Below are 12,466 nucleotides of genomic sequence, written 5' to 3' on the forward strand. Positions count from 1 at the left end.
ATTCCGATTACTCATGACACGGGCCGGGGTGACCCACTGCTCAGACTGATCCACTGGTCAGACCGGCTCGATGCTCGGAGCCGACTCGGTGCTCGGGCTGACTCACTGCTCAGACCGACTCGAAGCTCCGACTCGGTGCTCGGGCCGGCTCGCTGCCGGGGCCGACTCACTGCTCATGGCTGTTCCACGGAGACCTCATGGAGATGACGCTGGTCGGGCTGCGGGTGCTGCGGGAGGTGGCGGAGCGGGGTACCTTCACGGCCGCGGCGGACGCGCTCGGGTACACGCAGTCGGCCGTCTCCCGGCAGATGGCCGCGCTGGAACAGGCGGCCGGCGCCCGGCTCTTCGACCGCCACGCCGGCGGTGTCCGGCTGACCGGCGCAGGCCGTGTCCTCCTGCGGAACGCCGTCGTCGCCCTCGACGCCCTGGAGGCCGCCGACCGGGAGCTGCGCGGAACGGCGGAGGTGGAGGGGGGCCGTGTCCGGCTGGGTTTCTTCCCCACCGCCGGTGCGGTGATCGTGCCCCATGCCCTGGCGATGCTGCGCCAGGAGCACCCTCACCTGGAGGTGACGACGCGTGAGGGCAGCACTCCTTCGCTGGTGCGCGCGCTGCGCGCCGGCACTCTGGATCTCGCGCTCCTCTCCTCCCGGCCACCGCACCGCTCGCCCGACACCGACGATCCGCCCCTGAGCGTCGAACCGCTGCTGGAACTGCGCCTGGCCGTGGTGGTGCCGGCCGACGGCCCGTTCGCCGAACGGGACAGCGTCAGCGTCGAGGAGATCGCGCGCGAACCATGGATCGCCGGTGCCGGCAGCGCGGACGAGCCCGTGCTGGGCGTCTGGCCCGGTCTGCCCGGGCGGCCCCGGGTCCGCCACACCGCCCGCGACTGGCTGACCAAACTCCACCTGGTCGCGGCCGGCGCCGGCATCACCACGGCGACGCCGGCACTGCTGCCCGTCCTCCCGCCCGGCGTCCGCGTCGTACCCGTCGAGGGCGTCGCGGAGGAGGTACGACGCGTCAGCCTGGTGCGCATGCCGGGTCCCGCCGAGGCGCCCACGCAGGCGCTGGCACGCGCCCTGCGCCGCCAAGCCGCCGACCTCGCCGACCTCAGCGACCCCGCCGGCTGATCGTCGCGCGCCGATCCCGGATGCGCGGCGGCCCGGCGAGCGGCGGAGCCGGCTGCCGTGGTCGTCCGCCGGTGGTCCGGCGGACGAGCACGGCCGGACGCTGCCGAACCCGCAGCTCCGGTCAGCTCGCTGAACACCAGGTCGGTACGAGTACGACCGGTGCCCACCCCAGGATGCCTGCAACACCGGGCCAGGGTAGGGGACTTCGCCTTCGTCATTCGAACGCCAAGGTTCAGTAATGTGAACGGCGTTCAACAGGCAGGATTATTGACGCGGTCACGGCAGGCCTCTAGCTTTCTCCAGCAAGCGCTTTCCCCAGCGGTGCGCGGGCGAACCGTCAAGGGCCCGGACAGCCCCTCGGTCCTTCCGGAACGACGCCCCACCCCAGGGCGGCGACCGCTCGCGCGCATCCCCACGGCCAAGGAGACACGCAATGCACTCGAGAGCCGCAATCGCATCGGTCGGCCTGCTGGCCGGCGCGCTCGTCACGCTGTCCGGCACCATGGCGCAGGCCGTTTCCGTCCCCGGCGACGCCGGGCCCGTCGAAGCGGCCGGCGCCGTGACGGCGTCGGACACCGTTCTCTACGTCGCGCCGAACGGCAAGGACAGCGCGGCCGGAACGCAGTCCGCCCCGACGACGCTCACCTCGGCGATCAGCCGGATCACCGCCGGCGGCACGATCTACCTGCGCGGCGGGACGTACAAGTACTCCTCGACGATCACCGTCCCGGCCGGCGCCAACGGCACCTCCGGGGCCCGCACCACCCTGTCCGCCTACCCGGGCGAGAAGCCGGTGCTGGACTTCTCGGCGCAGAGCGAGAGCTCGTCCAACCGGGGCCTGCAGCTGATGGCCGACTACTGGCACCTGTACGGCCTGACCGTCCAGCACGCCGGGGACAACGGCATCTACGTCGGCGGCAGCAACAACGTCGTCGAGCGCGTGGTGACGGCGTACAACCGTGACACGGGACTGCAGCTCGGGAGGATCGCCTCCAGCACCCCCAAGTCCCAGTGGCCGTCGAACAACCTCGTGGTGAGTTCGGAGTCCCACGACAACAAGGACTCCTCCGGCGAGAACGCCGACGGCTTCGCCGCGAAGCTCACCACCGGCACCGGGAACGTGTTCCGCTACGACGTCTCCCACCACAACATCGACGACGGCTGGGACCTGTACGCCAAGACCGACACCGGCGCCATCGGCCCGGTGACCATCGAGTACTCCCTCTCCTACGGCAACGGCACCCTCACCGACGGCACCCAGAACAAGAACGGCGACCGCAACGGCTACAAGCTCGGCGGTTCCGGCATCGCGGTCGACCACGTCGTCCGGCACAACGTGGCGTACGGCAACGGCCACCACGGCTTCACCTACAACAGCAACCCCGGCTCGATGACCATCTCGAACAACGCCAGTGCCGACAACGGCGTCCGCAACTTCGCGTTCGACGAGGGGACTTCGGTGTTCCGGAACAACACCTCGTGCCGCACCGGCAGCGGTACGAACGACAAGATCAGCACGGACGCCGACACCGACGCCTCGAACCAGTTCTGGCTCGGTTCGAACGGGTCGCGCTGCTCCTCCTACACCGGCGCCCTGGGCTGGTCCTTCGCCTCCGACGGCCACCTCGTCGTGACCTTCGGCGGCAAGGCGGTCACCCCGTGACGACGCGTGCGCCCCGGGCCGCGCGGCCCGGGGCGCACGCCGCCGGTCCTGCCCGGTGACACGCCCCCCGGGGCCCGTACGACGTGTTCGGTGCCGCCGCGGCGCTCCGGCCTCGCGGCGGCGACAACCGACGAGGAGACGGCGAGAACCGATGAGGAGACAAGGAGATGAGGAGATGCGGATGAGCGGACCAGTCATGTCCCGGGTCGGTGCGGCGCTGGCCACGATGGCCCTCGTGGCCGCGGCCGGTGCGGCCCTGTCGGCTCCCGAGGCGTCGGCGGCGGCCGGCGGCGCCTCGGGCTACGCGAGCCAGAACGGCGGCACGACCGGCGGCGCGGGCGGCCGGACGGTGCGGGCCACCACGGGCACCGAGATCAACGCGGCGCTGTGCAACCGGGCCAGCAGCAGCACCCCGATCGTCATCGAGGTCGAGGGCACCATCAACCACGGCAACACCAGCCAGGTGTCCGGCAAAAGCTGCAACACCGCCGACGACGTGATCGAGCTGAAGCAGATCAGCAACGTCACCCTCGTCGGGGTGGGCGGCGGCGCCGTCTTCGACCAGCTCGGCATCCACGTCCGCGAGGCCGGCAACATCGTCATCCAGAACGTCACCGTCCGCAACGTCAAGAAGTCCGGCTCCCCGGTGTCCAACGGCGGGGACGCCATCGGCATGGAGAAGAACGTCCACAACGTCTGGGTCGACCACGTCACCCTCGAAGCGTCGGGCGGCGAGGACGAGGGGTACGACAGCCTCTTCGACCTGAAGAACAACACCCGGTACGTGACGCTGTCCTACAGCGTCCTGCGCGACTCCGGCCGCGGCGGTCTCGTCGGCCACAGCGACAGCGACCTCACGAGCACCTTCATCACGTACCACCACAACCTGTACGCGAACCTGGACTCCCGCGCCCCGCTGCTGCGCGGCGGCACGGCCCACATCTACGACAACTACTACGTGGACCTCCACAAATCGGGCATCAACTCCCGGGCCGGGGCCCACGCCAAGGTGGACAACAACTACTTCAAGGACTCCAAGGACGTCCTGGGCACCTTCTACACCGACGAGGCCGGCTACTGGCAGGTCAGCGGCAACATCTACGACAACGTGACCTGGTCCGCCCCCGGCAGCGAGAACCACCCGGCGGGCCCGGACCCGCAGTCCGACACCACCGTGGCCATCCCCTACTCCTACACCCTCGACGCGGCCGAGTGCGTGCCGGGCATCGTGAGCCGGACGGCCGGCGCCGGCACGGGGCTGCTCACGTCGAACGGCAGTTGCTGACCGCGTACGCCCACACCCCCCGGCGGCCTCGGACGGCCGGGATGAGCGTCACCTCCCCGGCCGGCCCCGGCGGCAGCGGGCCCGCTGCCGCCGGGGCTCACCGCGGTTCCACGGGGGCGCGGGCGCGGCGCCGGGCGCCCTCGGCGAGCAGGCGCAGGGCGCGACAGTCCTGACCCCGGCCGTGGGCGAGGTCCACGCCGCCGTACCGGCCGCAGGCCGCCCCGGTCCGGTACGTCCCCTGACGGACCTGGGCGCCGCACGGGGTGTGCCGGTGGTGCGGCGCGGCCGTGCCGTCGCGCTGCCCGGGCGTCAGTCGAGGGGCGTCGGGACGCTCGTGTTCGGCACGCGGAGGGTGGAGGCGAGGAGCCGCAGAGCCGCGTCCGAACCCGAGCCGGGCCGGGCGGTGTAGGCGATCACGCGCTGTCCGGCCGCCTCCGGAAGCAGCAGGCTCTGGAAGGAGAGTTCCATGGAACCGACGAGAGGGTGGTCGATCTCCTTGGTGCCGGCGACGCAGGTCCGCACCGGGTGCCGGGCCCAGCGCCGGGCGAACTCCTCGCTGTTCATGCAGAGTTCGCCGATGAGTTCGGCGAGCTGCTTGTCGTGGGGGTGGCGGCCGGCGACGAGCCGCAGCGACGCCACCGCGAGCTCGGCTTCGTCGTGCCAGTGCGGGTAGAGGTCGCGGTTGTGCTCGTCCAGGAACAGCATCCGGGTCAGGTTCGGCCGGCGGTCCTGATGCCCGGGCGCGTCGAAGGGCAGGTGCAAGCCCAGCAGGAGATGGCCCATGGCGTTCCAGGCGAGGATGTCGTTGCGCCGGTCCAGGACCAGGGCGGGGGTGTCCGTGAAGGTGTCGATGAGCTGGCGGACACCGGGAGCGGCGCCGGGGGTTCGCGGGGTCCGGGCACGCCGGGAGGTGATCGCCTCCGGCCGCGCGAGATCCATGAGGTGGCCGGACTCGTCCGGGGTCAGACGCAGGGTGCGGGCGATCGCCCGGAGGACGGAGTCGGACACCTGGTGGACGCGCCCCTGTTCGAGCCGGGTGTAGTGGGTGACGCTCAGGCCTGCCGCCAACGCCACTTCCTCGCGCCGCAGACCGGGCACCCTGCGTCGTTCCGCCAGTTGCGGCAGCCCGATCTCCTCGGGCGTCAGGGCTGCTCGGCGGCTGCGCAGGAAATCGCTCAGCTCGGAGAAGTCAGGCATGAGGTGCGCTCCCAGTCGTCCGGTGAAGTGAACCGTGCCCTGGGTGCAACGGACGCGGCGCCCGCGTGCTTCCCGCCCTGGGTGGTCATGTTCTGACCACCCACCGCACGCCTCGTCAGCGGGCGGGGAGTCCTCTCCGGGGACTGGGTGGCGAGCGGCCGGCGGCGCAGGATTCCCCCGGTCGGAACTTCTCGAAGGGAATCTCATGTCTGTTGTCGATGGTGTGGCCGGGAAGGCTGTCGCGAGTGGCCCGGGTGAGGCGGGACCGCGCCGGCTGACTCCCCGGATGCGGCTGACGCTGGTGGTGCTGCTGGTCGCGCAGTTCATGCTGGCGGTGGACTTCTCGATCCTGAACGTGGCGCTGCCGGTGATCGGCGAGGGCCTGGGGTTCTCGCTGGGCGGCCTGCAGTGGATCGCGACCTCGTTCGCGCTGTGCGCGGCGGGTTTCACCCTGCTCTTCGGCCGGGTCGCGGACCTGTTCGGCCGGCGTGGGCTCTTCCTGGCCGGTCTGGCCGTTCTGGGGCTGGCCTCGCTGGCCGGCGGTCTGGCCACCAGTCCGCAGGTACTCGTCGTCGCCCGTGTCCTTCAGGGACTGGCGACCGCGGCGGTCACCCCGGCCGGTCTGTCGCTGCTGACCACCTCCTTCCCGGAGGGGCCGCTGCGGGAGAAGGCCCTCGGCCTGAACGGCGCCCTGATGTCGGCCGGTTTCACCACCGGCGCCGTCCTGGGCGGCGTGCTGACCGACCTGCTGTCGTGGCGGTGGTCGTTCTTCATCAACGTGCCCGTCGCCGCCGCCGTGCTGGTCATCGCCCCGATGGTGCTGGCCGAGTCCCGCCCCGAGGTCCGTCCGCGCCTGGACCTGCCCGGTGCCCTGAGCGTCACCCTCGGTCTGCTCGCCGTGGTCTTCGGCTTCACCCGGGCCGGCGAGCACGGCTGGTCCGACCCCGCCTCCCTCGCCGTGCTGGCCACCGGCGTGCTCCTGCTGGTCGCGTTCCACTTCGTCGAACGCAAGAGCCCCGCCCCGCTGGTCCCGGTCACCGTCCTCGCCCGACGCAGCGTGGCATGGGGCAACGTCGCGGGCATCCTGGCCTTCGTCACCGAGACCTCCCTGGTCTTCCTGATGACCCTCTACCTGCAAGAGGTCCTGGGCTTCTCGCCGCTGGCGGCCGGGCTGTCCTTCGGCGTCCTGGGCCTGGGCACCGTCCTGGGCGGCACCGTCGCACCCCGCGTCATCGCGGCCACCGGCACCCGCACCACCCTGATCACCGGCGCGCTGGTGCAGACCGTCGCCACCGCCGCCCTGCTCCTGCTGGGCACCACTGCCCACAGCCTCGCCCTGCTGCTGCCCGCCACGTTCGTCGGCGGCGTCGGCAACATGCTCCTGATCGTCGGGTTCATGGTCACCGCGACCAGCGGTCTGCCCGACCACGAACAGGGCATGGCGACCGGACTGGCCACCATGAGCCAGCAGATCGGCATCACCATGGGAACCCCCGTCATGAGCGCCGTCGCCACCGGCGCCATGACCACCACCAGCGTCACCGGCATCCTCGGCGGCATCCGGACCGCCGTCGCCGTCGACACCGCCCTCGTCCTCGTCACCGCCCTCACCAGCGCCCTGTTCCTGCGCGCCCGCACCACCAGGTAGCGCGTCCTGCCCGGCGGTGAGCGCAGGAGACGCCCCCGGTATCCGCGAAGGACCCCTGACAGGCGGCCGGCCTGGCAGGGGTCCTCGGTGGTGTGCGGCGTGTGTCAGCCGTCGGACTCCGGCGACGGGATGTAGGCGCCGGGCACGTCGTTCGGGGCGTAGATCTTCTTCTCACCGGGGTACGGACGGGCCCAGTTGTGGGTCTGGTACCAGGTGAGGTGGTTCATCTGGGCCGGGTTGGCGTAGTCGGGGACGGCGTCGGGACCGGTCAGGCGCTGCTGGGACTTCCAGGTGTCCCACGCGGCGGCCAGGGACTTCTTGTCCGCCGGTACCTTCGCCGGCGGTACGGCCGCCGCCTTGCGGTCCTGCGCGGCGGGGGTGTCCACGCCGCAGGCCGGCGGGGTCTTCAGGCCGTCGGTCAGTGAGGTGCGGTTGGGCAGGGCGGTGAACGGCCTGTAGTCGGGCTGCCGGGTGAACACGCCCCGCATGGGGGTGGCCGCGCTGTCCTTCTGGTTCATCGGTTGGATCCCGAGGATCTGCTCGATGGTGCGGATCATCGTGATCTGCGAGTAGTAGCGGCTGTCGACGGTCCCGCGCCGGACCCAGGGGCTGACGATCTGCACCGGGGCGCGGTGGCCGTCGACGTGGTCCAGCCCCGCCTGGGAGTCGTCCTCGACGACGAAGATCGCCGAGTCCTTCCAGTACTTGCTGTGCGAGATCCTGTCGATGATCTTGCCGGTGGCGAGGTCGTTGTCGGCGACCTGGGCGGCCGGGCTCGCCGGACCGCCGGTGTGGTCGCTGGAGAGCCAGAACATGTTCAGGTTCGCCGGCCCGTTCTTCTCGAAGTCCTTCTTCCAGATCTCGTACCGGTACTGGTCCGGGACGCTGGTGTCGAACTTCGGGAAGCCGGGCACCGAGACGCTGTTGAGCGACGGGATCGGTGAGGAGGAGTTCAGGGGGTAGGCGGTGGACTGGCCGGTGGCGTCCATGTTCTTGGCGTCGCAGTACAGGTTCTGCCAGCTGGCGCCGGACGGCTTGGTCAGGAACTGCTGGAACTCGCCGAAGTCCCGTACGCTCTTGCCGGCCGCCTGCGCGCCCGTCCACAGGAACCCGGTCTTCTGGTGGCCGAGGGCGTCGTCCTCGGTGTCGTAACTGCGCTTGTACTCGCCGGCCGAGGACTCGGTGTACTCGGGATTGTCCGCCTGCATGAGCCAGTTGTGGCCCTCGGCGGAGTTGGTGCCGATGTCGTAGGTGTTGTCGTAGAGCCCGAACTGCTCGGCCAGCGCGTGCTGGTTGGGCGTCACGTTCTCACCGAACTGCGCCAGCGACGCGTCGCCGTTGCCCTTGGCGACATCACCGAGGACCTGGTCGTAGGTGCGGTTCTCCTTGACGATCAGGAAGACGTGCTTGATCGTCGACGGGTCACCGATCCGCTCGGGGACCGGCTGCGCCTTGGTGCGGCCGTGTCCCGAGGCCAGCCGGACGGAACCGGCGCTCCAGCCGTTCTGCCGGAAGACCTTGGCGGTCTGGGAGCGGATGACACGGTCGCTGGGCAGGGTGAACTGCGTCAGGCTGGAGGTCGTGTCGTGGGTGCCGTGGCCGGCGGCAGCGGGGCGGCGCGCGTCGATGCCGCGGGTGTTGGAGACGACGACCTTCTTGCCGACGGTGGTGATCTCGGCGGGGAAGTAGTCCGTCGGCAGCAGACCGACGTAGCTGACCGGCTCCTGCGCGGAGGTGTAGCGGTAGACGGCGACGGCGTTGGCGCGGCCGAGCGTCACCAGCAGCCGGCCGTCGTCGGTGAGGGTCACCGCGTCGGGTTCGTAGCCGACCGAGGCCTCCGGCCACGGCTGGGTGGAGATGGTCTGGACGACCTTGTCGTTGGCCGTGCTGATGACCGACACGTTGTTGTCGGCGGTGTTGGTGACGAACACCGCGCCGCGCCGGGCGTACACGGCGGTCGGGTGCAGGCCGACGCCGATGGTGGCGACGGCGGCGGACGGGTCGGCCAGGTCGATGACGCTGACCGTGCCGGTCGTGGTGGCACCGGTCTTCGGGTCTGCCGGGACCTGCGTGCCGTAGGAGTTGAGGGTGGAGTCCCCCGCCTTCGCGGGCCGGCCGCCCTCGTTGCTGACGTAGAGCTTGCCGCCCACCCGGGCCATGCCGCGCGGGGCGTTGCCCACCGCCCAGCTCTGCTTGACGGTCCCGGTCGCCGCGTCGATGGCCACCACCCGGTTCTGGCCGTTGACGGCGGCGTACACGGTGGAGCCGTCGGCGGAGAACACCGCCGCGGCGACCAGGGCCTGCTTGCCGCCGTCGGCCGGGATCTTGACGGTCACCGGGTCGGCGAGGGTGCCGTCCGCGGTCACGGTGAACTTCGTGTAACCGTCGGCCTGGCCCAGCCACAGCTGCTTGCCGTCGGGTGAGTACGCCGGGCCTTCCTGGCCGACGGAGCTGTGCGCGATGCGCAGGTCGTCGGCGGCGTTGGTGCCGACCCGCTGCTTGACCCGTCCGGTCGCGAGGTCCACCACGACCAGCGCGGCGTCGCCGTCGGTGACCGCGGCGGCGAGGTGGCTGCCGTCCGGGCTGACCGCCGACGACATGATCTTGCCGTCGTCGATGACGAGGCGGTGGCCGTACGGGTCGATGTACTGGTCGGCGGAGACGACCTGGCCCTTGCCGGTGACCTGGCCGACCTGGTCGGTGCCGAAGGGACGGGTGTCGGCCACGGCCGTCCCGGTGGCCAGTGCGGCCGTGGCGATGCATGCCGTGACCAGCGTCGCCCGGCGGCTGACACGTCTGCCCAGCAGGTCGTAGTACTTCTTCTCCGCCTGCCGGCGGCGGCGTGTTGTCTGCATGAGGTCATTCCTTCGGGGATCGGGAGCGTCGGGGGGTGGCCGGGAGGAGGAGTTCGGGGAGTCCGTCCGGGGAAGCCGGGGTCAGCGGGTCCTGGCGCCGGGGGAGGCGGACAGCAGGTCGACGTTGCCGTCGAACTGCCAGAGCGGGTTGGGTGCGTCCCGGTCCGAAGTCCGCACCAGGAAGTAGCCGTTGACGTCCTTCGGCCCGTCGCCGTCCGCGACGAACCGCCCGTCGGAGGTGATGTCGAGCTGGTAGACGGCCGACCCGGCAGCCGCGACGCCCGGCAGGTGCCAGGAGACGACGCACCGCCAGTCGTTGCCCGCCCCCTGGGCGTCGTCCCGGACACCGGCCTTCGTGCACGCCGCCGTGGTCCTCAGCTGCGCCTCGGTGACGGCGGGCCGGTGGAGCTGGTCGGTCTGCATGCGGTACAGGTGGGCGAACTCGGTGGCGAGCGCCTGCTCCACCTTGGCCTGGTCTATCCCGGAGCCGGCGGCCGTGGTCGTCGCCGCCACGACCGCGACCGTCACGCCGAGCAGCGCCGCGAGCGGCAGCGCGGCCCGGGTGACCGCGTGGCGCACCGCGCCGTCGTCGGTGGGGTTGGTGAAGTCCCGCCGGAGGAAGAGGACGTACGCCAGCGCCGTCGCCGTCACGGCCCACAGGAGGCTGACGACGATGCCGACGAGGAGCGGGGTGAGCTGCGCCGGGCGGGTGAACAGGCCGTTCCAGGTGAGGAAGGCGTCGCCGGGCAGGGCGAGGCGCACGGCGACGGGGAGCGGCAGCATCTGGGCCAGTTGCATCGCCAGTGCGACGATCGCGGGCAGCAGCAGACCCATCGGGGAACGCCCGAGCACGACCGATCCGAGGAGTCCGATCCCGGCGAGAGCGAGGGTCGGGGCGAGCAGGCAGGCCCAGGCGAGCAGGACCTTCCCGGCTGCCTCGCCCGGCGCGAGCAGATGGCCGTCGAGGCCGACGAGCGGCCGGTCGCCGACTGCCAGCAGCCCGCCGGCCGTGCTGGAGGCGGCCAGTCCGGCCACGAGCAGCAGGAGGACGGTGAGACCGGCCAGCGCCTTCGCCGCGAAGATCTTCCGGGGCGAGCGGACGGCGACGAGGAGATGGCGCCAGGTGCCGAGCCGGTCCTCGGCGGCGAACACGTCGCCGGCGACGACGGAGGTGAGCAGCGGAAGCGCCCAGGTGCCCGCGAAGCCGAGCGTCACCAGCGGCCCCGCCCAGCCGGTGGCGTGCATCCAGCGGCCGAAGAGGGTGTCGGTGGGCAGCGTGCTCTGCACGCTCACCCCGGCCACGAAGAGCGCCGGCGCGAGCCAGCAGGCGATGAGCAGGAGGCGGATCCGCCACTGGGAGAGGAGCTTGACGACTTCGAAGCGGTAGGCCCGGACGACGGTGGCGCGGCCCGAGGCGGTGCTGTGTGCTCGCTCGGAGGGCCCGGCGGTCGCGCGGCCCGCCGCGGGGGCCGGGTCTTCGGTCGGCGTCGGGTTCTCCGTGCGGGGCGGGGCTTCCGTGGGGGCGGGCCCCCGGGTGGCGGTGTCCTGGGTGGGGGCGGGGTCTGCCGCGGGGGTGGAGTCAGGGGTGGAGGCTGAGTCCGGGGTGGGGGGCGTGGTGGTGGTCATCGACCGGTTTCCTGCTGCTGGACGTCGGTGCTCCGCTGCTCGGTCAGGGCCAGGAACGCCGCCTCCAACGGGGAGACGAGCGGGCCGAGTTCGCGCAGCGCGACGCCCTCCTCGACGAGCCGTACCACCAGGCCGTCGAGGGCGGGCACCAGCGCGCGCACCACGAGACCCGCCCCGTCGTGGTGTCCCGGGCCGCCGTCGGCCAGGCGGATCCCCGGGGCGTCGGCGGCCAGCCGGCGGGCGCGCGCCGGGTCGGACGTGACGAGCCGGTAGTCGAGTTCACGGTTCTCGGCGGCCAGCTCGCCCAGGGGACCGGAGAAGACGGTCCGCCCGGTCGCCAGGATGGTGACCTCGGAGCACAGGGCCTCCAGGTCGTCCATGCGGTGGCTGGAGAGCACGACGGCCGTCCCCTGCCGCGCGAGCCGGGTGAGCACACCGTGGACGTGCCTCTTCCCGGCCGGGTCGAGGCCGTTGGACGGTTCGTCAAGGACGAGCAGCCGCGGCTCGGTGAGCAGGGCCGCGGCGAGTCCGAGCCGTTGGCGCATGCCCAGGGAGAAGCCACGGGTGCGGTCGTCGGCGACGTCCGTGAGCCCCACCTGCTCCAGCGCGTCGTCGACGGCTGCCGACCGCCTGTCGTCCCCCCGCAGTGCGGCGAGCGCGGTGAGGTTCTGCCGGGCGGTGAGCGAGGGGTACAGCCCCGGCCCGTCCACGAACCCGGCGACACCGCCGGGTGCTTCGAACGCACGGCCCACCGGCGTGCCGAGGATCTCCAGACTTCCGCCGTCCGTCACGGCCAGGCCCAGAAGGACGCCGAGCAGGGTCGTCTTGCCGGCGCCGTTCGGACCGACCAGGCCGTGGATCTGTCCCTGCGCCACATCCAGGTCGACGCCGTCGAGCGCGACGACGTCCCCGAAGCACTTCGTGATGCCGCGAGCCCGGATGGCGAGCTGTGAGTCCATGAGCTCCTTCTTTCGGAAAGCCTCATGCACCCTAGGAAGCACACACGTCCCTGACAGGGATCACGGGTTGAACGCTCGGCGAACGGAATGCCAAACGGGAGTCAAC

Annotated in this window: 7 protein-coding genes and 1 pseudogene; 4 read left to right on the forward strand and 4 right to left on the reverse strand. The window is 71.6% G+C overall.

The window, feature by feature from the left end:
* Window positions 1-203: 203 nt before the first annotated feature.
* From AC6I72_RS34060 to AC6I72_RS34070, 3 genes and pseudogenes are all read left to right on the forward strand, one after another.
* Window positions 204-1,127 (forward strand): LysR family transcriptional regulator, encoded by a 924-nt coding sequence (locus AC6I72_RS34060; RefSeq protein WP_498006433.1) that lies wholly within the window; start codon window positions 204-206, stop codon window positions 1,125-1,127.
* A 433-nt stretch (window positions 1,128-1,560) separates the two neighbouring features.
* The gene (locus AC6I72_RS34065; protein ID WP_498005319.1) at window positions 1,561-2,790 is read left to right on the forward strand and encodes a right-handed parallel beta-helix repeat-containing protein; all 1,230 of its coding nucleotides are present in this window, start codon (window positions 1,561-1,563) and stop codon (window positions 2,788-2,790) included.
* 181 nt (window positions 2,791-2,971) lie between these two features.
* Window positions 2,972-4,072 (forward strand): annotated as a pseudogene (locus AC6I72_RS34070) (pectate lyase family protein); the annotation flags it as partial.
* A gap of 312 nt (window positions 4,073-4,384) precedes the next feature.
* Here the strand turns inward: AC6I72_RS34070 and AC6I72_RS34075 are convergent.
* Window positions 4,385-5,272, reverse strand: a complete 888-nt coding sequence (locus tag AC6I72_RS34075) for a helix-turn-helix domain-containing protein (protein ID WP_498005320.1) — start codon at window positions 5,270-5,272, stop codon at window positions 4,385-4,387.
* 205 nt (window positions 5,273-5,477) lie between these two features.
* Between AC6I72_RS34075 and AC6I72_RS34080 the strand changes: the two genes are divergently transcribed.
* Window positions 5,478-6,920, forward strand: a complete 1,443-nt coding sequence (locus AC6I72_RS34080) for an MFS transporter (RefSeq protein WP_498005321.1) — start codon at window positions 5,478-5,480, stop codon at window positions 6,918-6,920.
* Window positions 6,921-7,024: 104 nt separating this feature from the next.
* Here AC6I72_RS34080 and AC6I72_RS34085 read toward each other — a convergent pair whose 3' ends face one another.
* The 3 genes from AC6I72_RS34085 to AC6I72_RS34095 all read right to left on the reverse strand — a co-directional run bounded on the left by AC6I72_RS34085 (window position 7,025) and on the right by AC6I72_RS34095 (window position 12,360).
* The gene (locus tag AC6I72_RS34085; protein WP_498005322.1) at window positions 7,025-9,775 is read right to left on the reverse strand and encodes a bifunctional YncE/alkaline phosphatase family protein; all 2,751 of its coding nucleotides are present in this window, start codon (window positions 9,773-9,775) and stop codon (window positions 7,025-7,027) included.
* Window positions 9,776-9,856: 81 nt separating this feature from the next.
* Window positions 9,857-11,401: an ABC-2 transporter permease family protein gene (locus AC6I72_RS34090; RefSeq protein ID WP_498005323.1), complete on the reverse strand. Its 1,545-nt coding sequence runs from the start codon at window positions 11,399-11,401 to the stop codon at window positions 9,857-9,859.
* Complete coding sequence (locus tag AC6I72_RS34095) at window positions 11,398-12,360, reverse strand: ABC transporter ATP-binding protein (protein ID WP_498005324.1); 963 nt, start codon at window positions 12,358-12,360, stop codon at window positions 11,398-11,400. The genes AC6I72_RS34090 and AC6I72_RS34095 overlap by 4 nt, the downstream gene beginning before the upstream one ends.
* Window positions 12,361-12,466 lie beyond the last annotated feature (106 nt).

The organism is Streptomyces sp. Xyl84 (assembly GCF_059731885.1).